This window comes from Allorhodopirellula heiligendammensis, assembly GCF_007860105.1.
GTDB lineage: Bacteria > Planctomycetota > Planctomycetia > Pirellulales > Pirellulaceae > Rhodopirellula > Rhodopirellula heiligendammensis.
In genome coordinates this window covers 2,393,246-2,419,447 of the sequence record NZ_SJPU01000002.1, presented here as the reverse complement: position 1 = coordinate 2,419,447, position 26,202 = coordinate 2,393,246, and the positions used below count along the sequence as shown (strand labels likewise).

The 26,202-nt window shown below is 55.9% G+C and carries 31 protein-coding genes; 27 read left to right on the top strand and 4 right to left on the bottom strand.

The window, feature by feature from the left end; genetic code table 11:
- Positions 1-31 precede the first annotated feature (31 nt).
- The 26 genes from Poly21_RS19170 (at position 32) to Poly21_RS19045 (ending at position 17,038) form a co-directional block, all read left to right on the top strand.
- The gene (locus Poly21_RS19170; protein WP_146408444.1) at positions 32-925 is read left to right on the top strand and encodes a fructose bisphosphate aldolase; all 894 of its coding nucleotides are present in this window, start codon (positions 32-34) and stop codon (positions 923-925) included.
- A gap of 332 nt (positions 926-1,257) precedes the next feature.
- Positions 1,258-2,016: a (Fe-S)-binding protein gene (locus Poly21_RS19165; protein WP_146408843.1), complete on the top strand. Its 759-nt coding sequence runs from the start codon at positions 1,258-1,260 to the stop codon at positions 2,014-2,016.
- A 52-nt stretch (positions 2,017-2,068) separates the two neighbouring features.
- Entirely contained in the window at positions 2,069-3,478 is a 1,410-nt protein-coding gene (locus tag Poly21_RS19160) for a lactate utilization protein B (protein WP_146408443.1), read from the top strand.
- Complete coding sequence (locus Poly21_RS19155) at positions 3,475-4,098, top strand: LutC/YkgG family protein (protein ID WP_302119614.1); 624 nt, start codon at positions 3,475-3,477, stop codon at positions 4,096-4,098. The genes Poly21_RS19160 and Poly21_RS19155 overlap by 4 nt, the downstream gene beginning before the upstream one ends.
- A 382-nt stretch (positions 4,099-4,480) precedes the next feature.
- Positions 4,481-4,807: a 30S ribosomal protein S10 gene (gene rpsJ, locus Poly21_RS19150; RefSeq protein ID WP_146389982.1), complete on the top strand. Its 327-nt coding sequence runs from the start codon at positions 4,481-4,483 to the stop codon at positions 4,805-4,807.
- Positions 4,808-5,192: 385 nt separating this feature from the next.
- Positions 5,193-5,846, top strand: a complete 654-nt coding sequence (gene rplC, locus Poly21_RS19145; protein ID WP_302119803.1) for a 50S ribosomal protein L3 — start codon at positions 5,193-5,195, stop codon at positions 5,844-5,846.
- Between the two features lie 11 nt (positions 5,847-5,857).
- Positions 5,858-6,529: a 50S ribosomal protein L4 gene (gene rplD, locus Poly21_RS19140; RefSeq protein WP_146408440.1), complete on the top strand. Its 672-nt coding sequence runs from the start codon at positions 5,858-5,860 to the stop codon at positions 6,527-6,529.
- A gap of 54 nt (positions 6,530-6,583) precedes the next feature.
- Complete coding sequence (rplW, locus tag Poly21_RS19135; protein WP_146408439.1) at positions 6,584-6,907, top strand: 50S ribosomal protein L23; 324 nt, start codon at positions 6,584-6,586, stop codon at positions 6,905-6,907.
- 118 nt (positions 6,908-7,025) lie between these two features.
- Entirely contained in the window at positions 7,026-7,886 is an 861-nt protein-coding gene (gene rplB / locus Poly21_RS19130; protein ID WP_146408438.1) for a 50S ribosomal protein L2, read from the top strand.
- 29 nt (positions 7,887-7,915) lie between these two features.
- Complete coding sequence (rpsS, locus tag Poly21_RS19125) at positions 7,916-8,185, top strand: 30S ribosomal protein S19 (RefSeq protein ID WP_146389987.1); 270 nt, start codon at positions 7,916-7,918, stop codon at positions 8,183-8,185.
- An 18-nt stretch (positions 8,186-8,203) separates the two neighbouring features.
- Positions 8,204-8,563: a 50S ribosomal protein L22 gene (gene rplV, locus Poly21_RS19120; protein ID WP_146408437.1), complete on the top strand. Its 360-nt coding sequence runs from the start codon at positions 8,204-8,206 to the stop codon at positions 8,561-8,563.
- A 10-nt stretch (positions 8,564-8,573) separates the two neighbouring features.
- Complete coding sequence (rpsC, locus tag Poly21_RS19115) at positions 8,574-9,284, top strand: 30S ribosomal protein S3 (protein WP_146408436.1); 711 nt, start codon at positions 8,574-8,576, stop codon at positions 9,282-9,284.
- Positions 9,223-9,639, top strand: a complete 417-nt coding sequence (gene rplP, locus Poly21_RS19110; RefSeq protein WP_146408435.1) for a 50S ribosomal protein L16 — start codon at positions 9,223-9,225, stop codon at positions 9,637-9,639. Before rpsC ends, rplP begins: the two co-directional genes overlap by 62 nt.
- Before the next feature lie 60 nt (positions 9,640-9,699).
- On the top strand, positions 9,700-9,906 hold the full coding sequence (gene rpmC / locus Poly21_RS19105; protein ID WP_146408434.1) for a 50S ribosomal protein L29: 207 nt from the start codon (positions 9,700-9,702) through the stop codon (positions 9,904-9,906).
- 88 nt (positions 9,907-9,994) lie between these two features.
- Positions 9,995-10,351, top strand: coding sequence for a 30S ribosomal protein S17 (gene rpsQ, locus Poly21_RS19100; RefSeq protein ID WP_146408433.1), 357 nt, complete (start codon positions 9,995-9,997; stop codon positions 10,349-10,351).
- Positions 10,352-10,398: 47 nt separating this feature from the next.
- The gene (rplN, locus tag Poly21_RS19095; protein ID WP_146408432.1) at positions 10,399-10,767 is read left to right on the top strand and encodes a 50S ribosomal protein L14; all 369 of its coding nucleotides are present in this window, start codon (positions 10,399-10,401) and stop codon (positions 10,765-10,767) included.
- 58 nt (positions 10,768-10,825) lie between these two features.
- Entirely contained in the window at positions 10,826-11,173 is a 348-nt protein-coding gene (gene rplX, locus Poly21_RS19090; RefSeq protein ID WP_146408431.1) for a 50S ribosomal protein L24, read from the top strand.
- An 80-nt stretch (positions 11,174-11,253) separates the two neighbouring features.
- Positions 11,254-11,829, top strand: coding sequence for a 50S ribosomal protein L5 (rplE, locus tag Poly21_RS19085; RefSeq protein WP_146408430.1), 576 nt, complete (start codon positions 11,254-11,256; stop codon positions 11,827-11,829).
- A gap of 93 nt (positions 11,830-11,922) precedes the next feature.
- On the top strand, positions 11,923-12,108 hold the full coding sequence (locus tag Poly21_RS19080) for a type Z 30S ribosomal protein S14 (protein WP_146389996.1): 186 nt from the start codon (positions 11,923-11,925) through the stop codon (positions 12,106-12,108).
- A 31-nt stretch (positions 12,109-12,139) separates the two neighbouring features.
- Positions 12,140-12,535 carry a 30S ribosomal protein S8 gene (gene rpsH, locus Poly21_RS19075; RefSeq protein ID WP_146408429.1) on the top strand — a complete coding sequence of 132 codons (396 nt, stop codon included), beginning with the start codon at positions 12,140-12,142 and terminating at the stop codon, positions 12,533-12,535.
- 82 nt (positions 12,536-12,617) lie between these two features.
- Positions 12,618-13,163 carry a 50S ribosomal protein L6 gene (gene rplF, locus Poly21_RS19070; RefSeq protein ID WP_146408428.1) on the top strand — a complete coding sequence of 182 codons (546 nt, stop codon included), beginning with the start codon at positions 12,618-12,620 and terminating at the stop codon, positions 13,161-13,163.
- Positions 13,164-13,185: 22 nt separating this feature from the next.
- The gene (gene rplR, locus Poly21_RS19065; RefSeq protein WP_146408427.1) at positions 13,186-13,554 is read left to right on the top strand and encodes a 50S ribosomal protein L18; all 369 of its coding nucleotides are present in this window, start codon (positions 13,186-13,188) and stop codon (positions 13,552-13,554) included.
- Between the two features lie 84 nt (positions 13,555-13,638).
- Entirely contained in the window at positions 13,639-14,175 is a 537-nt protein-coding gene (rpsE, locus tag Poly21_RS19060; RefSeq protein ID WP_146408426.1) for a 30S ribosomal protein S5, read from the top strand.
- Between the two features lie 139 nt (positions 14,176-14,314).
- On the top strand, positions 14,315-14,812 hold the full coding sequence (gene rplO / locus Poly21_RS19055; RefSeq protein ID WP_146408425.1) for a 50S ribosomal protein L15: 498 nt from the start codon (positions 14,315-14,317) through the stop codon (positions 14,810-14,812).
- A 245-nt stretch (positions 14,813-15,057) separates the two neighbouring features.
- On the top strand, positions 15,058-16,452 hold the full coding sequence (gene secY / locus Poly21_RS19050) for a preprotein translocase subunit SecY (RefSeq protein WP_146408842.1): 1,395 nt from the start codon (positions 15,058-15,060) through the stop codon (positions 16,450-16,452).
- A 25-nt stretch (positions 16,453-16,477) separates the two neighbouring features.
- A complete protein-coding gene (locus Poly21_RS19045; protein ID WP_146408424.1) occupies positions 16,478-17,038 on the top strand; it encodes an adenylate kinase in 561 nt (186 codons plus the stop codon).
- 98 nt (positions 17,039-17,136) lie between these two features.
- On the opposite strand, the gene Poly21_RS19040 is transcribed toward Poly21_RS19045, so the two are convergent.
- The 4 genes from Poly21_RS19040 to Poly21_RS19025 form a co-directional block, all read right to left on the bottom strand.
- Entirely contained in the window at positions 17,137-21,132 is a 3,996-nt protein-coding gene (locus tag Poly21_RS19040) for a hydantoinase B/oxoprolinase family protein (RefSeq protein WP_146408423.1), read from the bottom strand.
- Between the two features lie 11 nt (positions 21,133-21,143).
- Positions 21,144-22,490 carry a Trk system potassium transporter TrkA gene (gene trkA / locus Poly21_RS19035; protein WP_146408422.1) on the bottom strand — a complete coding sequence of 449 codons (1,347 nt, stop codon included), beginning with the start codon at positions 22,488-22,490 and terminating at the stop codon, positions 21,144-21,146.
- Between the two features lie 4 nt (positions 22,491-22,494).
- On the bottom strand, positions 22,495-22,686 hold the full coding sequence (locus tag Poly21_RS19030; RefSeq protein WP_146408421.1) for a hypothetical protein: 192 nt from the start codon (positions 22,684-22,686) through the stop codon (positions 22,495-22,497).
- Positions 22,687-22,769: 83 nt separating this feature from the next.
- Positions 22,770-25,286 (bottom strand): ankyrin repeat domain-containing protein, encoded by a 2,517-nt coding sequence (locus tag Poly21_RS19025; RefSeq protein WP_146408420.1) that lies wholly within the window; start codon positions 25,284-25,286, stop codon positions 22,770-22,772.
- Between the two features lie 132 nt (positions 25,287-25,418).
- Between Poly21_RS19025 and Poly21_RS19020 the strand changes: the two genes are divergently transcribed.
- On the top strand, positions 25,419-26,066 hold the full coding sequence (locus tag Poly21_RS19020; RefSeq protein WP_146408419.1) for a hypothetical protein: 648 nt from the start codon (positions 25,419-25,421) through the stop codon (positions 26,064-26,066).
- Positions 26,067-26,202 lie beyond the last annotated feature (136 nt).

The window sequence follows — 26,202 nt, the reverse complement described above, 5'->3', positions numbered from 1 at the left end:
CCGCTTCCGCTTTCTTAAAGTGAGATTATCAATGAGTGTTTACGACGAACAGTTTGAAGTCATTCGCAACCGGCCTGGATTCATCGCCGCCTTGGATCAAAGCGGTGGCAGCACGCCCAAGGCGTTGGCCGCGTATGGCGTCGACGAAAACGCATGGAGCAACGAGGACGAGATGTTCCAGGTGGTCCATGAGATGCGCACACGCATCATCACTGCTGACAGCTTCAATTCCACTCGGATCGTCGGCGCGATCCTATTCGAGGACACACTGAATCGTAAAATCGAGTCAAAACGCACCGGAGATTACCTCTGGAACGTCAAACGGATCGCGCCCTTCTTGAAAGTCGACCTGGGGCTAGCCGACGAAGCCGACGGAGTGCAGCTCATGAAGCCGATCCCGACCCTGGCCAACAGTCTCGCCAATGCGAAACTGCAGCCTGTCTTCGGAACGAAGATGCGATCAGTGATCCGACACGCCAGCCCGTCCGGAATCAAAGCGATCGTGGATCAGCAATTCGAAGTCGCTGCACAGATCATGGACGCCGCGCTGATGCCGATCATTGAGCCGGAGATCGACATTCATTGCCCCGAGAAACTTGAAGCGGAGCGTCTTTTGCGGCAGACGCTCGTTGAAAAACTCGATGGTTTACCTGCGGATCGAGTGGTGATGTTGAAGCTGACCCTGCCCGAGGTCGATAACCATTACGAATCGCTGGTGGCGCATCACAACGTGCTCAAGGTAGTCGCCTTGTCGGGCGGCTACAGTCGCGACGAGGCCAATCTTCGGCTTAGCCGCCAGCAAGGCGTCATTGCCAGCTTCTCGCGTGCGCTCGCCGACGGCCTCCACGCCGACCAATCCGATCAGCAGTTTGACAATATGCTCAACGAGTCGATCACTTCCATTTTCGAGGCCTCGATTGCGTGACTCCGAGGGCGTTCGAAAAGACCAATGTTTACAAGGATGCAGAACAGGCTCGAGGACGACGGGCGATTTTCACGAGTTGGGGATTTCCACTGGGCTGATTGCTCGGCGTCCGGCGAGGGACGGCAGGAGCGTATCTCGTGGGATCCCATCTTGTTGATAAGCCATCTGGGTTGGTGAGCAGAGTCTGCGCTGCAGGGGTGAGCTTGGCGAACCCTTCGGGATGGGGCCCCACGTTGCTTCTGGCGCCGCATGACTTGCGGCGCGGGGCGGATCCGTTCATGCTGCTTGGCAAGACAAATGCACCATTGGTCACCGAGATTCCGGCTCGCTACATGAACGTTGCTCTGTTCGTTCCCTGTTATATCGATCAGTTTTTTCCCGATGTCGCCATCGCGACGCTTGAACTGCTCGAGGCTCAGGGCGTCACCGTCCACTTTCCACCCTCACAAACCTGTTGCGGGCAGCCGATGGCCAATACGGGCTGTTCTGCGGAGGCCGCGCCCGTGGCCCGGCAATTCGTGGAAATGTTTGCGGGGTACGACGCGGTGGTATGTCCCTCAGGCAGCTGTGTTTCGATGGTTCGCAATCATTATGGGGACTATTTTGCTCCCGATGACGAGCAATTTACCCAGGTCCGCGACGCGACCTTCGAGCTATGCGAGTTCCTCGTCGATCGCTTGAACGTGCGCGAGATAGAGGGGCGATTCCCGCACAAGGTCAGCATTCACTCCAGCTGCCACGGGCTGCGGGAACTGCGTCTGGGGCCGTGCAGCGAGCAGCAAACACCTCGTGAGAATCGCCTACGGATCCTGCTCGAATCGCTCGCTGACGTGGAAATCATGCCGCTCACCAGAATCGACGAGTGCTGTGGTTTTGGCGGCACCTTCGCGGTCACTGAACGCGAGACCAGCGTGGCGATGGGAGTCGATCGGGTCCAAGACCACATCGCTGCCGGCAGTGAAGTTATGATTGCAGGAGACATGAGTTGCCTGATGCACATGCAGGGGCTCATCAGCCGCCGAAAAATGCCGCTGCGAGTCATGCACATCGCCCAAGCCCTCGCCGGCCGCGAGTTAGCCCCCAGCCCCTAGCTGCCGCCTCCTTGTCTCGCCTTCTTCCTGTTTCCTCCTTCTCCTTGTCTCCATGTCTCCCTCTCTTCCCATTATCGATCATCCTCGAGCCGCCAGGGACTTCGTTAATAACGTGCCCCGCTCGCATTGGCATGATGACGCCTTGTGGTTTGTTCGCGTTAAGCGAGACCGGCAGGCTCAATCGCTGCCTGAATGGGAGTATCTGCGTGAGCAAGCGTCTGCGATCAAACAGCATACAATCGCGAACTTAGGTACCTATTTGCAGGAATTTGAGGCCAATGCGAGCCGGATGGGTGCCGTCGTGCACTGGGCTGCCGACGCGGCCGAGCACAATCAGATCGTGCTTAAATTACTGCAGAAAAACAACGCTCAGCGGATCATTAAGAGCAAGTCAATGCTGACCGAGGAGTGCGGTCTCAACGAGTTCTTGATCGACAACGGAATTGATGTCGTTGACACGGATTTGGGAGAGCGGATCGTACAGTTGCGGGGCGAGCACCCCAGCCACATTGTGCTGCCGGCGATCCATATCAAAAAAGAGGAGGTCGGCGAGACCTTCCACCAGCATCTTGGCACCCGGCAAGGCGAGGCTGATCCGCAGGTGCTCACCGAAGCGGCGCGTGGTCACCTGCGGGGCAAATTCCTGGACGGAGAGGTGGGCATCACGGGTGTGAACTTTGCGATCGCCAACACCGGTGGGATTGTCGTCTGTACGAATGAGGGCAATGCCGACTTGGGAGTTTCGTTGCCGCGGGTGCACATCGCGTGCATGGGCATTGAGAAACTGTTGCCGCGATTCGCCGATCTCGGCGTCTTTACGCGCTTGTTGGCTCGCAGTGCCACTGGGCAACCGATCACCAGTTATACGTCGCATTTCCATGGGCCGCGCGACGCACAGAGCGAGCTGCACATCGTGTTGGTCGATAATGGGAGATCTCGAATTCGAGACAGCGATACGTTTCGCGATTCGCTCAACTGCATTCGCTGTGGCGCCTGCATGAACACCTGCCCGGTCTATCGCCGCAGTGGCGGTCACAGTTACAACGCGACCGTGCCCGGGCCAATTGGCAGTGTGCTAGGACCAGCTCGCGAGCCAAAGGTTCACAAAAGTCTGCCGTATGCGTGTAGCCTGTGTGGATCTTGCACCGACGTGTGTCCGGTCAAGATTCCGCTGCACCATCAACTGCTCGCTTGGCGGAAGGTGCTCGTGGGCAAACGCTTGCTAGCGTGGAACAAGCGAGTGGGGATGAAAGCTGCGTCGATTCTGTTTCGGCATCCCAGGCTATTTCGCTTTGCAGGATACACCGGACGTACTGCCCTGCGTGTGCTCCCTAAAGCGTTGACACACAATCGGCTGAACGAATGGGCGATCGACCGCGATTTGCCCACCCCGCCGCGGCAGAGTTTCCGGGCATGGTATGCGGAAAATCGCAAGCAAACAAAGCCGGAGGATGTGAAATGACCCACCCAGTCGCCACCGCTGAGCAATCGCACAGTCGTCAGGTCATCTTGGATCGATTGCGTGGCAGGATGGTGGATGCACCCGATTTACCCCAAATTGATCCTGGCCGCTTGATTCGATTTGATGATCCGGTTGCTCACTTTGAGCAGACCCTTGGGCTTGTCGGTGGGCAGTCGCACCGTGTGCAAACGCACGCGGAAATCAGACAAATTCTCAGTGATTTGGATGAATTCAAGTCGGCTCAACGAATCGCATCGACGGTCCCTGAAGCAGTTGCGCCGACGGTAGATTTATCGAGCACCGACGATCCGCACACTCTCGCTTCCTTGGACTGGACCATCGTACGAGGCGAGTTCGGTGTCGCTGAGAACGGATCGATTTGGATCGACGGGGCAACGCTCCCGCATCGAGTGATGATTTTTATCGCACAGTATCTTGCGATCGTCATCTCACGCGAGCAGCTGGTCGATCAGATGCACCAAGCGTATATGCGGATTGGAACGCCTGCGCCCGGTTTCGGAGTTTTCGTGTCTGGTCCCAGCAAAACCGCCGATATCGAACAATCCCTCGTGCTGGGTGCCCACGGATGCCGCAAACTGCAAGTCTTCTTGTTGCCCTAGCGGTCGTTAAGTGTGCCAACGCGACGGTCGCATCGTTTTCGGCGTTGCATTGTTTCACTCGAGAGGGTGCCCCACGCGTTCAGAGCGTCGTTGTTTGGCATTACCTTGCAAGATTGTTTCGATGTTCGTTCGTTGCGAGACGAGTTCGCGACGGCAGACAGTTTGTCGTTCACTTGGGTTTTTGGGTGGGGTTTCTTACTTTAGGTGAATGTGGATTTCATCGAGAGCAGCTCATGCCCTCCTCGGGCATATAAAATTTCGATCAATTTCCCAAAAGCCGTTGACGCTTCTCGCTCCCGCCCGTACATTCTCGCCTCCCCGCAGCAAATTGGTTTGCTGCAGTGGGTCCCATGTTCGCCGTCAAAGAAGATAGGTCACGATCGTGTCAGCTGGTGCCAGTGAAATTATCCGCATTCGTATGGAAGCATACGACCATGCAGTTCTGGATCAGAGCGCGCGTGATATTGTCGACACAGTCAAGGCGACTGCAAGTATTGTTCACGGTCCGATTCCATTGCCGACCCGGATTGAGCGCTATACAGTGCTCTCGAGTCCATTTGTGAATAAGAAGGCTCGTCAGCAGTTTGAGATCCGGACGCACAAGCGTTTGGTTGATATTGTCCAGGCTTCGGCCAAGACCATTGAGGCGTTGAATAAACTCAGTCTGCCGGCTGGGGTCGACATTAAGATTAAGGCGTCCGCCCGCTGATCTGGTTGGCCGCAAAGGTTGCGAGTCGCTTGAGCTGGATGAGCTTTGCTCTCCTATGCACGCCACTTTTGCTTCTTTTGCCTGCCCGTTGTTTTCGGGCGAGTGTTGAGTCGGTTCTCTCGCGGTGTGTTTTCCGCTGGAGCTTGTTTGAGTCAGGTCCCTTCGTCAGCCGTTGGCGTTGGGTTAGTTCATTACTTTTGTAGTCACGGTTTTCCGTATGGTCGGAAGCTGCGGCGATACCGTTTGAGGCTGCCCGTTTTTGCGGGTGTGCTCAGTCGAATCGCCGGGCGGTCCCGGAACTCCTAGCGAACTTTCAGGTAGCTCGTCGCTTAAACGGCGGGCAGGAATTGTTATGTTACCATCCATTTTAGGCCGCAAAGTGGGGATGACTCAGGTCTTCCTCGAGGACGGCACCGCTGTCCCGGTCACTGTTGTGCAGGCCGGGCCCTGCCATGTGTTGCAGGTCCGCAGTAAAGAGCGGGACGGCTATGAAGCGGTTCAGCTAGGGTTTGAGGACAAGCCGCGTCGCCTGGCTGCTCGTAGTGAGCGTGGTCAGGTCGCTTCGATCGAGAGCAAGCGGTCGAAGGCTCGTGTTGCAGCTGGCGTTGAAGTTTCCGCCAAGGCTGATTGTGAGCCGCAGCGTTTTGTTCGTGAGTTCCGTGGTCCTGTCGATTCCGCCACTGTTGGCGACGCGTTGACGGTTGAGCAGTTTGCGGACGTGAAGGCTGTTGATGTTACCGGCACCAGTAAGGGTCGCGGTTTCTCGGGCGTTATGAAGCGGCATAATTTCGCCGGTCAGCGAGCCACTCACGGTGTGAAGAAGTGTCACCGTCACGCTGGTGGTACGGGCATGAGTGCTTCGCCCAGTCGCGTCTTTAAGGGCAAGAAGATGCCTGGTCAGTACGGAAACGCACGGATCACCACTCGCAATCTTCAAGTGGTGAGTGTTGACGCAGAAAATAATTTGCTGCTCGTTCGCGGTGCGGTACCTGGCCCTAACGGCGGTTTCGTTTCGATCCGTCAAACCAATAAAGTCTGAGGGCGAAAATAATGGCAACCATTCCAGTTCTAGACGCGTCGGGCAAAGAAGTCGGCACGTACGAAATTGATACGACGCAGATCGCAGATCGCGTCAGCAAGCAGCTGCTGCATGATGTTGTGGTGATGTACCAGGCGAATAAGCGTCAGGGCTCGCACAACACTCGTACCCGTGGTCAGGTGAGCGGCACGAATAAAAAGATGTACCGTCAGAAAGGTACGGGTAACGCTCGGGCCGGTTCGAAGCGAACGAATGTTCGTCGTGGCGGTGGTGTGGCTCGCACGGTGAAGCCGCGTGATTACAGTTACCGGCATCCAAAGAAGGCCATCAAGTTGGCGACGCGGATGGCAATTCGCTCGCGTATCGACGACGGCGAAGTGGTGCTGATTGACGGCTTCGGTATTGATACGCCCAAGACCAGTCAGATGGCAGCAGTGCTGCGTAGTTTGGGTCTTGAGGGTGTGACTACGTTGATCGCAACCTCCGGAGATGACTCCGCTGTGTATAAGAGTGGTCGCAATATTGAGGGTGTCTGTGTTGAGCCAGTTCGTCAGTTGAATGCTCTTTCGCTGTTGACGCCAAAGAAGGTTTTGTTCACGACCGCGGCTCTCGATAAAGTCAAAGACGGCACGTTTGCCGGTTCTGGCTCGAGCGATAATCAAACCGAGGAGGCCGCCGGCTAGGTTGGTGCTCGTGAGCTTCGTCTCCGCGTATCAATCATTGTCGAAAGGAAAATCATGGCACATATTCAGCCCCCCAAGCCTGTTGAGCGTACTGTCAAGCTTGAGCCGCATCAGGTTCTGCTTCGTCCGCTCGTTACTGAAAAAGGCGTTCACCGCGCCTCACGAAACAACCAGTACGCGTTTCAGATTCACCGCGACGCAACCAAGATTGATGTTCGTGCAGCGGTTGAGTCGCTGTTCGATGTCAAGGTCACGGCAGTGCGGACCCAAACCCGGAAGGGCAAGTTTCGCCGGTTCCGCAATCGGATGGGTCGCACCAGCGATTGGAAGAAGGCGATCGTGCAGTTGCACGCCGACGACCGTATCGACTTCTTTTAGCGGATGACGGCACGTGGGCAGCTTTTGAGTTGCTCGCAGTGCCGCCCACGCTGACTAAATCATTTTACCGTACCCAACAAGCCAAACGCTAATCGCTAACTGCTAGAAGCTAAATTTCATGGGCATTCGAATCTACAAACCGACGAGCGCCGGTCGACGTAATGCGTCGGTCAGTGACTTCAAGGATTTGACCAAGGGCTACAAGCCCGAGCGATCGCTGCTGCGTCCCAAACGCAAGACGGGCGGTCGGAATAATCAGGGCAAGATCACGGCGCGTCACCGAGGTGGCGGGCACAAGCAAATGTATCGCGTGATCGACTTTCGCCGCGTCAAAGATGGCGTGGTCGGGATGGTCGAGTCGGTGCAGTACGACCCCAATCGCTCGGCACGCATCGCGCTGTTGAAGTATGCAGACGGTGAAAAGCTTTATGTGGTTTCCCCGCAGGGTATTAAGGCTGGCGATCGGCTTGAGAATGGCCCAGACGCTGCTCCCACGCTCGGTAACTGTTTGCCGCTGAAGAACATCCCATTGGGTACTTCGGTGTGCTGCATTGAAATGCGAGCAGGCCGTGGTGCGGTGATGTGTCGCTCGGCTGGTACTCAGGCAACTTTGCAGGCTCGTGAAGCTGATTGGGCGCAGTTGTTGTTGCCTAGTGGCGAAGTTCGTCGCGTGCCAAGTGTCTGTCGTGCCACGATTGGCCAGGTCGGTAACAACGACCATATGAAGGTTGTCATTGGTAAGGCTGGTCGTGCTCGTTGGATGGGGCGTCGTCCTCATGTTCGCGGGACAGCCATGAACCCGATCGATCACCCGCACGGTGGTGGTGAAGGTCGAACCAAGGGCGGTCGTCATCCGGTCAGCCCACAGGGCAAGAGTGCCAAGGGCGGAGCAACGCGTCAGAAGCGTAAGCCGAGCAACTCGTCGATCGTTCGTCGTCGCAAGAGTCGTCGATACGGTCAATTGAAACTTCACAAGTAGGCCGGCCAGCAAACGTCTGAGAATCAATCATGAGTCGAAGCAGTAAAAAGGGTCCGTTCGTTGACCCCAAGTTATTTTTCAAGGTCCAAAAGGCAGCTGAGACCGGTTCGAGTGAACCGATCAAGACGTGGTCACGTGCCTGTACCATTGTTCCCGAGTTTGTCAACGTGACATTCATGGTTCATAACGGTCGTCAGCACCTCAAGGTGTTGGTTACTGAGGACATGGTCGGTCACAAGCTCGGTGAGTTTTCACCGACCCGGACTTTCCGGGGCCACGGCGGTAAAGGCAAGCGATAAGCTTAGGAGTTCGTAAACATGTCTCAGTTCAACGCACATCACAAGAATGCCCACATCAGCGCACAGAAAGTGCGTCTGGTGGCCAACATGGTTCGGGGGATGTTCGCCGACGAAGCGCTTGATACTCTTAAGTATCAGCCGCAACGCGGTGCTCGCATGCTCGAAAAAGTGATCAAGAGTGCCGTCGGCAACGCTCAAGACCCTGACCAAAACAGTGGTCGGGGTTTCCGGATCGAGGAATTGGTGGTCACCGACGTGCGCGTCGATGGCGGGCCGATGTTCAAGCGAATCCGCCCGCGTGCTCGCGGGATGGCATTCATGATTAAGAAGCGTTCCAGTCACATTCATGTCGGTTTGACACACATCGACGAAATTTAGAGAGTTCACCATGGGTCAAAAAGTCAATCCGATCGCTTTTCGTCTCGGCGTCACTCGCGGCTGGGGTAGCCGTTGGTACGCTTCCAAACAGGACTACGCAGCCCTGTTGGTCGAAGACAAGAAGATTCGTGATTTCATCACGAAGCACCCCCAGAAAACACAGTACAAAGCGGCAGGCATCGACCGCATCGAGATCGAACGGACGCGTGATGAAGTTCGCGTGATGATGTTCGTTGCTCGGCCCGGTTTGATTATCGGCAAGAAGGGTCAGGAGATCGAGATTCTCCAGGCTGAATTGCAGAACCTGGTCGGACGCCGGATCAATTTGAAAGTCGAGGAAGTCGGTCGGCCAGAGCTGCAAGCTCAGTTGGTTGCCGAAGATATCGCTCAACAACTGGCGAAACGTTCCAGTTTCCGCCGGACGATGAAACGCTCTTTGGAGCAGACGATGGATGCGGGTGCGAAAGGCATCAAGATCCAGATGGCGGGCCGGCTCGGCGGAGCGGAAATGGCTCGACGTGAGAAACAAAGCGCCGGATCGATCCCGCTGAGCACACTGCAGGCGAAGATTGATTACGGAGTCACTGAAGCGATGACGCCACAGGGGCACATCGGGATTCAGGTGTGGATTAACCAAGGTACTTACGGAGACGACAACGATGGCGTTGATGCCCAAACGGGTCAAGCATCGAAAAAGCCAAAGAGGTCGTATAAAAGGTAACGCGACTCGCGGCAATACGGTCGTTTTTGGCGATTACGGAATTCAGTCACTGGATGCCGGATGGATCAAAGCAACGACGATCGAGGCCGGCCGGATCGCAGCCCAGCAATACGTTCGCGGCGAAGGCAAGCTCTACATTCGCATCTTCCCAGACAAGTCAGTTACCAGCACACCACTGGAAACTCGGATGGGTAAGGGCAAAGGGGAGCCAGACTTTTGGGCCGCCGTCGTGAAGCCGGGTACCATTTTATACGAACTCAGTGGTGTGACCGAGCAGCAAGCAAAAGTTTGCTTTGCACGGTTGGCCAGCAAGATGCCAGTGAAGGTTCGCTTTGTCGCTCGTCGTACTGCCTAGGCAGCGACGGCCGATCGGACCGATTTGACCAATACCATTTCCCTTTTCGTTTGTTGAACGATGACATCATTGACTGAACTTCACGAAATGAGCGATGAGCAGCTCGATGCGACTGTGAAAGAAGCGGCTGAGACGTTGTTTCGCCTGCGGTTTCAGTCGCAGTCCGAACGGCTCAACACGCCCAGTGAAATCCGCAAGAATCGTCGGCTGATCGCTCGGATCAAAACGATTCAAACCCAGCGAACGACAGCGTCGCAGTCCGCCTGAGTTGCGGGCGTGCGTCGCCACCGAATAACCACCGAGGCCCCCGCGGCCTCGCCAGTACACCCCTTCCAATTGAATTGTCCGAAACGTCATGCCTAAACGCGTGTTAGCCGGAATCGTCACCAGCGACAAGATGAATAAGACGCGCCGCGTCGAAATCAATCGTGTGGTCAAGCATCCGAAGTATAAGAAATACCTCCGCAGCCGAACTGTGTGTCACGTCCATGACGAAGACAATGAGTCGGGTGTGGGAGATCGCGTGGAGATCATCGAGTCCGAGCCGTTGAGCAAGCTGAAACGCTGGCGTCTCGTGCGAGTGCTCGAGAAGAGCACGGCTGTCGACGTTGTGGCGCTTCGTGCTGCTCGTAAGGAAGCGATCAATGCTGCAGAAAGTGAAACGATCGAAGCCGCTCATGCGGGCGAAGCTCCCTCAGGCGACGCTTCGTAATTTAGAGAAGCGTCGGAAACCATCTATTTGTCGTTGAAGTAAATTAAATGATCCAACAAGAAACTCGACTCGACGTCGCGGACAACACCGGTGCTCGTCAAGTGATGTGCATCAAGGTGCTCGGCGGAAGTCGTCGACGGTTCGCAACGGTCGGTGACGTGATCGTTTGCAGCGTCAAGAGCGTGATTCCCGGCAGTGAAGTGAAGAAGAAAGCGGTTGTCCGTGCGGTTATCGTGCGAACCAAGACGCCGACTCGCCGTGCCGACGGAAGCTACATCCGGTTCGATTCCAACGCGGTTGTGTTGGTCGATAAGGACCGCAATCCCCGTGGTACCCGAATCTTCGGTGCTGTCGCAAGGGAGCTTCGTGAGCACAAGTTCACCAAGATCGTCAGCTTGGCCAACGAAGTTGTCTAGGCGAAGTTTCCACCAAGACCAAAACACAGCTAGTCGCTAATTGCTAGAAGCAAACAAAATGAATTTCCGAATTGATGACGAAGTGATCGTGATTTCCGGTGCCAATAAAGGGCACAAGGGCAAAATCATCAAGATCGATCGTGACGCCAAGAAGGTGATCGTCGAAGGTGCCGCCAAGGTCTGGAAGCATGTTCGTCAGAGCCAAAAGAATCCGCAGGGTGGACGTCTCAGCAAAGAGATGCCGATCTGCGCCAGCAATGTGATGATTCTGGATCCCTCCTCCGGGAAGCCGAGTCGGATCGGACTGCGATATCTCGAGGATGGCAGTAAAGAACGTTTCGCCAAGAAGAGTGGAACGAGCTTGGGCCAGGTCTCACCGGCCAAAGCGAGCCGCGCAGCAAAGTAAAGTTTCAGGTTGCCGTATCTTCCGGCAGCGACATCCAATTTTAATTTCCAACGTTAATCACATCGGCGCGAACGCCTCCCATGTCCAGTACCAAACCACGCTTGCAAGCTCGTTATGAGGAATCCATTCGGGAAGCCTTGAAAGAGCAATTCAGTTTCGCCAATGTGCACCAGATCCCACGGCTTGAGAAAATCACGCTGAATATGGGTGTCGGTGCCGCCGTTGCTGACAAGAAAGTTCTCGATATGGCCTTTGAGTCGATGACTCAGATCGCCGGTCAAAAGCCAGTGTTGACGTTGGCTCGCAAGTCAATTGCGACGTTCCGACTTCGCGAAGGCATGCCGATTGGCTGCATGGTGACACTTCGTCGTCAACGCATGTATGAGTTCCTCGATCGTTTGATCTCGGTGGTGTTGCCACGGGTGCGTGACTTTCGCGGGATCAATCGCAATGCATTCGATGGACGTGGTAATTACACGCTGGGGTTGAACGAGCAGCTCGTTTTCCCCGAATTGAACCCAGACAAATTCGTGCGGCCTCAAGGAATGAACATCAGCATCATCACCTCGGCCCGTACAAACGACGAAGGTCGAGCGTTGCTCGAGCAGTTCGGCATGCCGTTCAAACAGCCCAAAGAAAAAGCCGGCGCTGCTTAACGCAGTGCCTGTGAATCGTTCACATTAACCAACATCACCGTTACGTTTCCCAAATGGGCTTTGCCGCCCGCTCCGTTCACCGCAGGTCCTTTCGTGGCAAGCAAATCCAAAATCGCCAAGGCGGCTCGCACGCCAAAGTTTTCCTCACGGAAAGAAAACCGCTGCAACTATTGTGGTCGTCCGCGGTCGGTCTATCGCAAATTCGGCTTGTGCCGGATCTGTTTTCGCCTGAATGCGAACATCGGGTTGATTCCCGGCGTGCGTAAGGCCAGTTGGTGAGTTTGGAAACAATACAAGGGAACCCACAGCTATGATGACCGACCCCATTGCCGATATGCTCACACGAATCCGTAACGCGGTGCGTGTAGAACGGCCTTATGTAGATATTCCTGCCAGCCGTGTCAAACGCGGATTGGCCGACGTCCTGAAGCGTGAAGGCTTCATCTGGGACTGGAAAGAGGAAGACACCGAACCCTGCAAGACATTGCGGTTGGAGCTGAAGTATGGCCCCAACGGCGAACGCGTGATCCAAACGATCAAGCGTCTGAGCAAGCCTGGACGTCGCATGTACTCCCGCAGCAAAGAGTTGCGACCGGTACTCGGCGGTCTTGGAATTCGCATTATCAGCACCAGCAAGGGTGTTGTCAGTGACCGGGAAGCTCGCCGTGAGAAAATCGGCGGCGAAGTCCTGTGTGAAGTCTCCTGAGCCTCTTGCGTTTTAGTTTTTTCCACCTCGTCTGATCGGGGTGATCCTCCCACATCCCCAGTTTTGTTCAAGCGAATCAGCCATGAGCCGCATTGGTAAAAAGCCCATCGCGATCCCCGCCGGCGTAACGGTTACGGTCGATGACCGCACGCTCAACGTCGAAGGCCCCAAAGGCAAGTTGACGTTCACGCATCGCCCTGAAGTGACGGTGACTGTTGATAGCGATGCCAATGAGGTGACCGTCACGCGTGGTGACGATACTCGTTCGTCCCGTGAGTTCCATGGATTGACCCGTGCCATTCTGGCGAACATGGTCGTCGGCGTGACCCAAGGATACGAGAAGAAGCTCGAGATTGTTGGCGTTGGCTACTTGGCCGCGATCAATGGTGACACCCTGCAACTTCGCGTCGGCTTCGCCAACGAGTTGCACCGCAAAATTCCGTCGGATTTGACGGTCACCTGCCCTGATCAGACACACGTGGTCGTGCAAGGCTGTGACAAGCAACGGGTGGGGCAGTTTGCTGCCGACATTCGCTCGCTGCGTAAACCTGAACCGTACAAGGGCAAGGGCGTTCGTTATCAAGGCGAATACGTCAAGATCAAGCCCGGCAAGTCCGCTACCAAATAATCATCATCATCGGTGCATCGTCATGGATAAAAATAAGAAAATTCAGTCGAAGCGACTTCGCCGTCGCCGTCATGTTCGTAACAAGTTGCGTGGTGACGCCAATCAACCCCGGCTGTGCATTCACCGTTCGCTCAAGCATTTCGCTTGCCAGGTCGTCGATGACGAGCAGGGCAAAACGATTGCCAGTGCCAGCACGCGTGACAAGAGCATTCGCGATCAAGTGAAAGCTGGTGGCAACTGTGACGCTGCGGCATTGGTTGGTAAACTCGTCGCTGAACGAGCCGCCGAAGCGGGGATCAAATCCGCTCAGCTCGATCGGGGCCACAACAAGTATCACGGCCGGGTGAAGGCATTTGCCGAAGCCGCCCGTGAAGCCGGTCTTCAGTTCTAAGTTCGCCAACACCATTCCCACTCAAAAACCGCAGCCGGCCGAACTTCCGTCGCCTGCAAACCTTTCAGCAGATTATTTGCCACAATGAGTAACTCACGCAGCAATAGCCGACGCAGCAAAAAAGAAGAACCAGCTTTGGAAAGCGGTCTGGTTGATCGGATCGTGAAGATCAAACGCTGTGCGGCTGTCGTCAAGGGCGGTCGTCGGTTTAGTTTTGCCGCCATGGTGGTCGTTGGCGATACCAACGGCAAAGTGGGTTGGGGTTATGGCAAAGCCAACGAAGTTCCACCCAGTGTGCAGAAGGCGACCAAGCAAGCCTCACGCAGCATGATCGAAGTGCCATTGGTTGACGGCAGCATCCCTCACCAAGTATGGGGCCACTTCGGCGCTGCGAAGGTCCTGTTGATTCCTGCTGGTGCTGGTACGGGTATCATCGCCGGTCAAGCCGTGCGGGCCGTTTGCGAAGCCTGTGGTATTCACGATATTCTCACCAAGTCCTACGGCACCAACAATCCGGTGACGTTGGTCAAGGCAACACTCGATGCGATGAGTAAATTGCGGACACGCGAACAAATCGCTGCTCTTCGTGGCATGGCCCCCGAAGATCTCATCGAGGTCTAGTTCGCTTCATGCCGTGAGCCGACGGCACCAGCGGCGGGTTTGCTCGCTGATTGGATCGGTTCGAAGCTCATTTTTATCAGAAGGATGTTGAGCGAGAGATTGTCTCAGCCCTCAGTCCTCCCAACTCAGTACCGTTACTATGCAACTCAACGACATCCATCGCGGAATCACGAAACACCGCAATCGAAAACGCATCGGCCGTGGTCCGGGCAGCGGCACCGGCAAGACATCCGGACGTGGGCATAAGGGACATAAGAGCCGCAGCGGTTACAGCCGCAAGCCTAACTTTCAGGGCGGTGCGATGCCGATGTTCCGCCGTATCCCCAAACGCGGTTTCAATAACAAATGGTCCGTTACCGTGTTCGCGGTGAACGTGGCTCGATTGAATGAAATTTTCAATGATGGTGACACGGTGACCTTGGAAGCCATGGCAGAAAAGAACGTTGCCAAGGGTACCTTTGACGAGGTAAAGATCCTCGGCGATGGTGAGATCACCAAGAAACTCACCGTGCGTGCGCATCGCTTCAGCAAGTCTGCTGAAGAGAAGATCACTGCTGCTGGCGGAACGATCGATAAGATCCCAGCTAAGCGTACTCCCGATGAACGTGTCGCCGATTTGAAGAAGGCCAAAGCCTAAGCGACCTCACTCGTTTTCAGTGGGTCGCGTCGCGACTCGCGGAACGCGATTAGCCATTCAGACCTAGCCTCGGTTGCTACTGAATTTTGGGTTGAGGATTTTTTCATAGATCCTGTTGCGTAGAGATCTTTGTGAAGATCCACCACGCCAACCCGAATCGCTCTCGTGTTGATCGCTGTCGATCGCTAAAATCCTCGGCGTATTACGCCTCTCTCACCCTCCAACGCTCGACGACGGACGGATCGATGTTCGAAAAGCTCCGAATCATTTTCTCGATTCCCGAACTGCGCAAGAAGATCTTGCTGACGATCGGGTTGCTCGCGGTTTACCGCATCGGGTTCCACATCCCGTTGCCGATGATCGCCACAGATCTCGAGGACGCCGCTGGCGGTGGTGCCGCCGACTTCCTGCAGAAGGTCAGTGTGTTCGCTGCCAGTGACCTTCGCCAGGCAACCATTTTCGGCCTGGGTATCATGCCCTACATCTCCGCGTCGATCATTTTTCAGTTACTCGGCAGTGTCTACAAGCCACTTGAAGAGCTCAAGAAGGAAGGCGAGGCGGGCCGCAAGAAGCTTAACGAGTACACTCGCTACCTGACAGTTTTGATCTGCGTGGTGCAGAGCTATATGTATCTGAAGTTCATGCTGATGGCGGGGGCCGACGGGACCAGCAACATCAACCCGAACTTCATGAATGCCGATCAGCAACTCTATTTTGGTTGGCAGGTCGTGGCGGTGCTTACCATGACAACGGGCACGGTGTTCTTGATGTGGCTGGGCGAGCAGATTGATGAGTACGGTATCGGTAACGGGATCAGTCTGCTGATCATGGCTGGTATTCTTGCTCAGATGCCGAAGGCTCTCTTCGAGTTGGTTTCGGGCATGAAGCCGCAGCTTACCGGTTTGTCCAAGGGCGACGTGGGGATTGAGACCCTGATCATCCTCGTTGTTTTGTTTGTCGTGGTGGTCTTTGGCGTTGTCTTCATCACACTGGGGCAGCGGAAGATTCCGACGCAATCGGCGAAGTTCACACGAGGCCGCCGCGTGTATGGCGGTACACGCCAGTTTCTGCCGCTGCGAATCAACCAAGCCGGTGTGATGCCGATTATCTTCGCGAGCAGTCTGTTAATGATCCCTGGCGTGTTCTTCAGCTTCCTGGCGGGACGGTTTGACTCGTCGGGAACCTTGTTCCGCGCACTCAATACGGTCAGCCTCACGTTGAGCGACCAGACCTCGTACTTCTTCAACCTGTTGTATGTGGCACTCATCTTCTTCTTCTGTTACTTCTGGACAGCGATCACGTTCAATCCGAAAGAGATGAGTGACAATCTGAAAGAGAGCGGCACGTTCATTCCTGGGTATCGCCCCGGTCGTCGAACGACGGATTATCTAGAGAAGGTCATGGTACGGATCACCTATGTCGGTGCTGCCTTCCTAGGCCTGATCGCGATCGTGCCTACAATCGTCTACGGTTCGCTCGGGGTGCCCTACTCTATCGCCGGTTTCTACGGTGGTACGGGGCTCCTGATTGCTGTGAGCGTGGCGTTTGACTTGGTGCAGAAAATCGACAGTCACTTGGTGATGCGTAACTATCGCGGTCTGCTCGAAGGAGCCGGTGGCGGTACATCCCCGGTTGTCTAGAGATCGCAACGGGGGTGATTCGATTGTGAAGATTGTCTTCATCGGCGCACCGGGATCCGGCAAGGGGACGCAGTGTGAGCGACTCAGTGCTCACTTGGGAATTCCGCATATCAGCACCGGTGAGATGCTCCGGTCGCTCGATAGTGAGGCCGGTCATGATATTCACCTACGCATCGACCGTGGGCACTTCGCTCCTGACGAGTTTATCATGAGGATGATGGCCGATCGTCTGGGCGAAGACGATTGTCGCAGCGGTTACCTGCTGGACGGTTTTCCGAGGACGCTCGTACAAGCCCAAGCTTTCGATGCTGTGCTGCGAGCTCGCTCGCAACAGCTCGATTACGTGATTCACTTGGTGGTAGACGCAGCGGAGTTGGTACAGAGGCTCATCAAGCGTTCTCAGGACGGGCAGCGTAGCGATGACTCACCCGAGTTTATCCACGAGCGATTTGAGCTTTACGAGCAACGCACGGCTCCCTTGCTCGCTCACTATGAAGACCAATCGCTCGTGAATGCTGTCGATGGGATGCAGTGCGAAGAGGCTGTTTTCCAGACTATTTGTCAGTTGTACCAGAGATGTTCCTGACGGCTGGGCGAGAACTTCTCCACCGCGAAGGCATTGTTGTCTGACGCCGGGACGTCGCCGTGACTGTCTTCGAGCAATCTGCTTCGACGGGACAGGGATCAACGGCTAACTCCAAAGCCGCCACCGCCGGGAGTTTCTATTCGCAGACGATCACCTGCATGAACGGGCATGGAGACGCAGCCCGCCAGTGAGGTTTCTTGCCCGCCGCGGAACAGTGATTGCATTCCCGGTTGCCCAGGCTCTCCGCCTTCCGCACCATACGGCTGGGTTGTCCGGCGAGACGTGATGAGTGAAAGCATCAGGGGACGCAGGAACTCCATTTCGCGAACGATCCCATCGCCGCCGCGATGATATCCTGTCCCGCCGCTGTGATGGCGAACGCCAAACTTCCACAATCGCACTGGCAGGCGTGACTCAAGTACTTCCGGATCGGTGATCCGTGTGTTGGTCATATGAGTGTGGACGGCGTCGGCTCCATTGGCGTTTCTGGTCGCCCCCGCCCCGCCACCGATTGTTTCGTAATAGCCAAAGGTGCTGTCACCGAGCAACAGATTGTTCATCGTCCCTTGCGACGCTGCCGCCACGCCGAGTGCGCCCAGCAAGACGTCGACGACCCGGTTCGACGTTTCCACGTTCCCTGCAACCACCGCTGGACAGAGATTCGGCTCCTGGTTGGCCGGCGGGTCAAGCAAGCCCGGGGGGATGATTAAGTCCATCCGATCGAGCACGCCATCACAGAGCGGCAGCTCGTTGGGCGTCACGCACCGTAGTACATAGAGCACCGCAGCGGTGACAATTGAACGCGTCGCATTGAAACCATGCGGATGGACATCGCCGGTCCCGGTGAAGTCAATCGTCAGACGAGGTGTGCCGTCCGCAGTGGCGCAACGCGTTGGTCGCAATGAAACCTTTATCGGTGTCCCATCGTCGAGTTGATCGGAGAACGAGCGCGTGGCGGTGCCGAGAGAGTCGATCCATTTTGCGGCTGCTTCGCCGGCCACGCTCAGCAAACGTGTGAGCAATTCAGACAATCGGCCAGGTGGCAAAGAGTCCGACAGCGTCGTCATCAACCGGGCACCCTCGCGGCCGGCCGCTTCGGCAGCTGCGATATCGGCCATGTTTTCATCAACGCTGCGTGATGGAAATGGTCCAGATTGCAGTAAATCACGCAGTCGCGCATGGTTTGAAACACCGCCGCGGGCCAACGCCATGTTACGGATCAAAACGCCTTCGTCGGCCAGACATGTCGCCTCAGGGGCCATTGAACCGGGCAGCATCCCACCAATCTCAGCGTGATGACACCGAGAGGCAACAAAGTAATCGCATGGCCAATTCGCAGGTCGTCGCTGGGACTCTGGAGAACAAAACACGGGCGTCACAACAGTCACATCGGGGAGGTGTGAGCCACCGGCAAACGGGTCATTGCTAATGAAGCAGTCCCCCCGTTCCATGTACGGGAACGAGGCGATCATGCTGCGGACGGTATGTCCCATCGCTCCTAAATGAACAGGCACGTGGGCGGCGTTCGCTGCGAGCGCACCGTCACCCAAGAAAACGGCGCAGCTATAGTCGCGTCGCTCCTTGACGTTCACGCTGACGCTGGTGCGACGGATCACTTCACCCATGGCTTCAGCGATTCCCTGGACACGGCGACTGACGATTTCCATCTCCACCGCATCATGATTCGTTTCAGCTTCGATGGCGGAGTCTATCGATGCGACGCGCGTCCTACGCAATTCGATAGCCCCTGCTAAATCCATGGTCGCGATCCAGCCGGCTTCAACGACCAAAATCGAGTGCGGCGATGCAACGATTGCCGGTCCCGCAATCGAGTCGCCTCCGGCGAGTTGTTCACGATCCAACACGGCCATTAGCCCGTTGCTGGAGAGCGGTGTCGCGAGCCGACGTTGGCCTTGCGGAGCTTGCTCTCGCTGCACACGTTGGGCTTGCTGCTGCGGCTTTTGGAGCGTGGTTTCGCAGCGTAGAGAGACGACTTCAACCGGCATCTGGATGCGGTCGTAGCCGAATGTTGCTGCATGCTTGGCATCCATACGAGCGGCGAGAGTTTCGGTCGGCTCGAGCGCCAGTTCGAGGGTCGATTGTGTGCCCCGGTATCGCAGGTCGGCCCAGAGTTTGACGCTGACTTGGTCATCATCAGTGTCGTGGATTGCGGCGAGATTCACGTTTTTCGGGTCACCCAGGGATTCTTCGTCGGACAACAGAGCTAGGCAATCGTGGCGCAAATTGTCGGCGGCTTGGCGCAGTTCAGCCTGGCACTCCACTGAGCTGACGCGGGTGAACTGTTCGGGTGCGGCGGGCTCATGTTCCGTTTTACCCAACGCAATCGTGCCCTGTTGGGCTGCGGTCAGGATGCGGCCGATCGCGGCTTGGCCAATCCCCACGGCTGATAAAATTCCGGCTTGAGGGTGATCGATGATGTGCGACATCCCTAACGATTCGGCGACGCGGCAGAGATGCCCGCCAGCGGCACCGCCGAATCCGACTAAGGCCATCTCACGAACGTCGTTGCCAGCTGCCATGGTGACGCTCCGCACCGCCTCGGCCATTTGCGTGACGGCGATTTGCAAAAAACCTTCTGCCAGTTCGGCTGGCGACGCGGCAATCGAATTGGGTAGCGATTGGTGTACGGCTGAGAGTGCTCGCTCCGCTGCACCGCGATCGAGCGGAAACGGAAAACGCTCTGCGGGTAATCGCCCCAGGACGACATTGACGTCGGTGATCGTCAGTGGCCCGCCTCGCCCATAGCAGGCGGGCCCCGGGTTGGCGCCCGCACTTTCAGGCCCGACGTACAAGCGACCGTCTTGGCAGCGGCAAATCGAACCACCTCCCGCCGCGACCGTGTGAATATCCATCATCGGGCTGAGGACGCGTATACCGCCGATCTGGCTCTCATGACGCCGACCAATCTCACCGTCGAAGCGACTGACGTCGGTGCTCGTGCCGCCCATATCCAACCCAACAGCGCCGTTTAGGTTTAACTTTCTCGCGATATTGGCCAGGGCGACGACGCCGCCGGCTGGTCCAGATAGGACGCTCTCGCGACCATGAAAGCCATCCGAGGCGACCAGGTTTCCGCTGCTGGTCATCCAGCGTAAATGACAACTCTCCGGTCCACCGAATTGCGTGGCGACGCGTTCCACGTAGTCTTCGAGGACCGGCTGTAGGTAGGCGTCAAGAGTCGTGGTTTCGGCGCGAGGCACGATTCTCGGGAGTGCCGCCACGCGGGTCGATCGCACCACACGGTCGAAACCGACCTCACGCGCGATTCGCTCGGCAATACGTTCATGGGCATCGCTCCGGTAGGAATGCAGCAAACAAATCGCGAGTACCTCGGGGCAGTCATTCGATTCTCGAAGCGCCGTCAAACGCTCGCGCAGCAGGTCTTCATCGATCGCAATCAGCTCGACACCATCGGCCGACATTCGCCCTGGCACTTCGATGACGCGGCGCGGCAATGGTTTGGGTTTGACAATGTCGAGATCGAATAACTGGGGGCGGTCCTGAGTGCCGATCGACAGCAAGTCACCAAAGCCATCGGTGATTAACAACGCGACGTCCGCGCCGCTACGGGTCAACAGGGCATTGGTACCTCGAGTCGTGCCGAGCCGTACCTGCAACTGCGGGAGTGGTGCGTCAAGCGAGACACGCAACAGTAACCGCGTTGCCAACACAGGTGCTTCGAGGCCAGCATCGAGCGTCAGAGTCAAACTGCTGTCATGATCGTTGGTCAGGCCATGAGGGCGATCCAGCTGCAGCAACACCTCAGTGCGTTCCTGCCCAACACGATGTTCACTGGAGACTTGGATCTGCGGGCGGAGTCTGCATGCCGTGATCCTACCGAGCCGCTGTCCGCCAAGATCGATCAGATCCGCACCGACCCAAAACCCATCATGCACCAGCCGACTCGGCATCCGCACGAGTATTTCCTGCTCACCCGCCGAGCTGACAACATCCGCGCTGACCAAGCCGCTGCTGAGGACCTTGAGCGAGACCTGATCACTCGTGGTGTCAGTCTTCCTGTTGACCAAGCAATCGGTAAACGTGCCGCCAATGTCGGCCCAGACTTCGATCATGCTCGAAACGCTTAACTTGGGTTGAATAGACTTAAGATCTCGGCTGTATCATCAAGATCGATCAATGCGACGATGATATCGCCCACCTTCAATACGTCTTTCGCTGTCGGCACGCGTACGAATCCATCTCGTTGGATTGCCGCGATCAGACAACGTCCCGCCAGCGGTAGGTTGGCGAGTGACGCCTGTGTGATCGGGCTCTCCGGCATCACTTCGAGCTCGTAGACGCCAATGGATCCATTAGGCAGTTTTGCCTGACTGATGACAGCGCCTTCGTTGAGGAATCCCAATACTTGGCGGGCCACGACGTCTCGTTCGCTGACAGCGAGATCGATTCCGAGTTTACCGACAACGTTGGCATAGTCAGGGCGACCGACGACGCACATCACACGCGAGGCTCCGAGTTCACGGGCCTCAACACCCGCCATGATGTTGTTCTCATCATTCCCCGTGCAGGCGACAAAATAATCCACCGTGCCGCCCCCTTCATCTTCGAGGACACTGCGGCGGTTAGCGTTCGCCAATACCACCGTGACGTGTGGCAGAAGTTTGGCTAACTGCTCGCAGCGGTGTGCGTCCGTCTCCAGTAGCACCACGCGAAAGTCCTCTTTGCCAAGTAGGTTGGTGAGGTGATATCCGGTTTCACCGCCGCCAGCGATCATGACCTTCGTTTTCTTGCGTGCGCGTTTTTCACCACCAATGATCTTTCTCGCTACACTGATCGCATCGGGCATTCCCACCAAGCTCACGCGGTCGCCTACATGAGTTTCGTCAGCACCACTCGCAATCCACATGCGGCCTTCGCGCGCCAAAGATCCAATTCGCACACCTGGGGGCAGATCGAGTTCAATCAGCTTCTTGCCTGCGGCGCTCGCTCCCGCCGCGACTTCCAGTTCGTAGACCTGTAGTTGTCCGCGGGCAAAGTGTTCGAGGGGGATGGCATCTGGATTGCGAATCGCACGAGCGAGTTCGGATGCTGATAACTGTTCGAGCGACAGCAAGCTATCGATGCCGAAATGTTGCTGATAGTCGAACGTCGCTAAATCTCGAAAAGCAGGGGCATACACGCGAGCGATTGCCCGGCGGGCGCCGAGCGCCTTGGCCATGCTGGCGGCAACGATATTCACCTCATCGTTGCCCGTCACCGCGAGGCAGAGGTCGGCGCTGAGCACGTCGGCTGAAAACAGCACCGTGCTCTGGGAAGCATTCCCCTCGATGGCACGCACGTCGAGCTCGCTGTTGATCTCGCGGACGATTTCCGGATCGCTATCGATCAGAGTCACGCTGTGCCGACGACGGCACAGCATGTCGGCGATCCACCTGCCCACCGTACCACCACCGAGCGTCAGAATTCGCATCGACCTATACCAACCAATCCATCACCAGCATGGCGACAAACACAATCCCCATGAATCCGGTGATCCAGCGTGCTGTGTGCAACGCGTGCTTGAAGATAAGATTCATGTCTTCGTGCCGCGTCGCACCAAAGACCAACGAAATCGCCACGATCAGCGGCAAATAGTACAGCAGGTAGGTCCAAGAGATCGTGAGCATGATTCAATTCGCCGGGGAAAACGTCGGCCACAGACCCGTCTGGCGACAGGTCCCGGTACCGCATCCTAATCCAACGCCCGCCGTCAGGGCAATGCACCCACGAAACTGATGAGTTGGTCTCTCAGTTTGCCAGGCAGCGTTGGCGGTTTCATACCTCGATGTTGGGCGACCTGTACCAAGATGGCATCGGCTAGTGGTAGTCGGTCCATCGGATGCGCATCGGTCGGAGGCTTGAAAGCCTTGAGTGACGTGGCGAGTTCTCGTTCAAACGCAGCCTGGTCTTTGCTGCGGATCGATTCGAGTACTCGCAGCAGTTGTTTGGGCCGTTTGCGACTGGATGATTCGATTTCGTCGCAAAGTTTTTGCGTATTGCGTATAGGCTTCTCTCTTAATTCGGAGATGATTAGGAATACAGCACTGGCGTACTCACGGCTGATGTCATCCGAAACGAACTGAGACAGCATGCTCATTTTGATCGACTCACTGAATTGAAGAGCATCATCCCATCGGTTCACTAACATTGCCGCCAGGATCGCACTCTCAATCGATTCGAACCAGAATGAACTGGATTTCAAATCACGTTGATTCTGTATCGAGTCAATGTACCGGTGTGCAATTTGAAGCCCGTGTTCGATGAACCGATTATCGTGTGGCGCACCGGCAAGTTGAAAATGCTTCATCGCGATGAGACGCATCATCGCGGTGATTGCTAGTTCCGAGGTAAACCCCGTGTCTTCGTCTTGAGCGGCATCGGTAATGTCCTGCATCAGCCGCGTCGCAAAAAGGTGCGATGAGTCTCGCGGGTCCTCTTCCGTTGAAATCGGCAATTGAACTGCTAGGCGTCGATAGCGGGGCAGGTTTGGGGCATCTTGGTACGAAGACAATCGTTTTACTTTGTCCTGTATCGCCGCGAGGACTCGACCGTATGCGTTTCGGTACCGCTCGGCAAACGAGTCCGCCTCGATCGGTTCGAGTGGCTCGCCTTGGGTGAGATCGGTGAGCTTGCGAATCAACTTGCCCGGTGTTGCCTTGTTGATGACGACCACTTTGACAAAATCAGGGTCCAGATCGGGATCGACTGGAGTGTCAAAATTATTGATCGTAAAAATGGATCCGTCACGCAGGTATGCCTGGCACTCGCACATCGGAGGTCCACCGGCGCCGCGATCGGCACTGAGGACCACATCAAAATGCGATGTTGGGTTGTTGAAAACGGCTAAGTCGCGTCGATCCAACAGCGTTCTCAGGTAGTTGCCGGCTGGCTCGAATCCCAGTTCGACAAGTTCATGTTGCCATTTGTCAAACGGCGTTCTTGAACCGAGCCGATCGATTTTGTACTGAGCAAGCTCAACTTGACGCGGTAGAATCCGCGAAACCATCTTGGCTTTTTGCAACAGAGCGAAGTAGTCATTTTCAGATTGGAGGTCTGGATCGAGGGGCTGGATTTCGTCTTGCTCAATGGCCTCACCACCGAGCAGGACGAGGATCTCGGACAGCAGCTTGAGCTTCGTTGGGTTGGTCGTCTTTTCAATACTTTGTTGAATCCGGCTGATACAGGTCTCGCCGTGACTGGGGATCGTGGGATCTGCTCCTGCCTCTATCAACAGCCTGACTGCCTCTTTTCTTTGGTAAACGGTCGCCTGAAACAATGGAGTGAAGCCACCCAGGCCGATCACATTTGGATTCGCACCATGGCTTAGCAACAGTTGCAACATTTTGTCTCCGAGCGATTCGGCGACCAGGGTGCCGACGCAGCTAAAGATAATGGGTTCGTGCGGATCTTTCGCATTGACATCACAGCCAAGTTCGATCAGCGCTTCGACACACTCCACTCCGCCAGGTCGGTCAATTTTGAACAACGCTGACTGAATCGCCGAGCATGAAGTTTCCACTAAACGGTTGAGTGCCGCACCGTCGTGAACCGCTTGACGAAGCTTGTTGACATCTCCGGCTTCGAGAGCCTTTTCCAAAACCTTGGTTGCAGACTTGTCGCCTTGGATTTCGGTTTCGGCATCAAAACGAATATAGGCATTCAGTCCGTTTTTTACTGGTCTGCCGCGCACGCCGAGCCATTGGAACTCGTTCTCATCGGCGACGAGCCGTGGAATTGGAAGACTGATTTCAAATTCACCACAAAGTTTCTCGAACGCTTCTTTGCCATCGCAGCTGCCTAGCTGCATGTCGCGAGCCATCGATGATTCGACGTGAATCATTTTTCCATCTGGAGAGGTGGAGAAATTAACGATAATTTTGCCAGCCCGCGATATCTGCACGAACCATCCGTCAGTTTCGGGGTCGAATCCGACTCTCGCGACTTCAAGCCGTTTGCTGGACTTGTTGGCAACGAACAACTCCTGAGCGGTTGCTGCGTTGCCGTAAACGGGACACCAAGCATGTCGTGCAATCCGTGCGACAATGATCCATTTGTCGCAGGGGAAGCCAAGCACCTTGATGTTGCTGCTGCCACCGTCGCAAGATGTTGAGCCAGTGGTCTCGAACGGCATCCGGATGGGAAGGGCCCCTGTCTCGGTGCGTTTGCGTTCTTGAACATGTCGTAGAAAGAGTTGGTCAAATGGCTTCGGACTGCTCGATCTCGACATCAAATCTGCCCTCGAAATGTGCGTACGGGTTCACCGAGTTTGCAGTATAGTGTCTCTGCAGTCACCCAGCGGCATTGCCTGTAAGGGTGGCCTCGCCACCGAATCCTACGACTACCCCATGCGATTTTTCAGATGGCAGGCTACTACCTCTATTCACTCGATCCACTGGACATGGCGTCTCTTGTTGAAGGCGAGCAAGATGACTTGATTCTTTCGCTGGCTGAAAACGTCACCGATCAACTTGATCTCCTTGATGGGCAATTCGAGGAATTGGACCCAGTTGCGGATTGGCCGAGCGATCCGCATGCCTTGCTGCCAATGCTGAAAGTACGACTGAATCAAGATGACTGGTATGGAGATCTCTCGGTCGATGGCAAGCAGCTTTGGTCCTCCGCTATTTCAGATTACTTCGCTGAAACGAAAGGCTTTGTCGCGGAGGGACAGTGCTACTGGGATGTGATTGAGTTCGCTTGGGAACTCCTTCAGGTTCCACGAAACACCGTAACCGAAGCCATCGCTCTCTCTGCGTTTGGTACCTGTCCTTACCGGTACACGCCGCAGAAAAATCAGAAGCGATCTTGGTCGGATTGGCAGCCCTACCATAGCATGCACTCTCCTGAGTCGACCGCACGAATGTTGGGTGAGCTTCAGTCGATTGAACAGCAACTGACGAAAACAGCAACTCCCGAGACTTGCCATGACTACGAAGATGAGCTTATGCCGGTGATGCACCGGATTGTCTATGAAAAGCGGATGCTGTTCGTTGGCATCGATACCTAGGTGGGTTACTATTCACGAGATGTGCCAAGCGTAGAACCTATCGGTAAACCTGTAGCTACGCTCGCCAGAGCGTGGATATTTCGCCGTCTGGTGACGGCAGCTACGATCGTTTCATAGTTATCGGATAGGCGGTTGG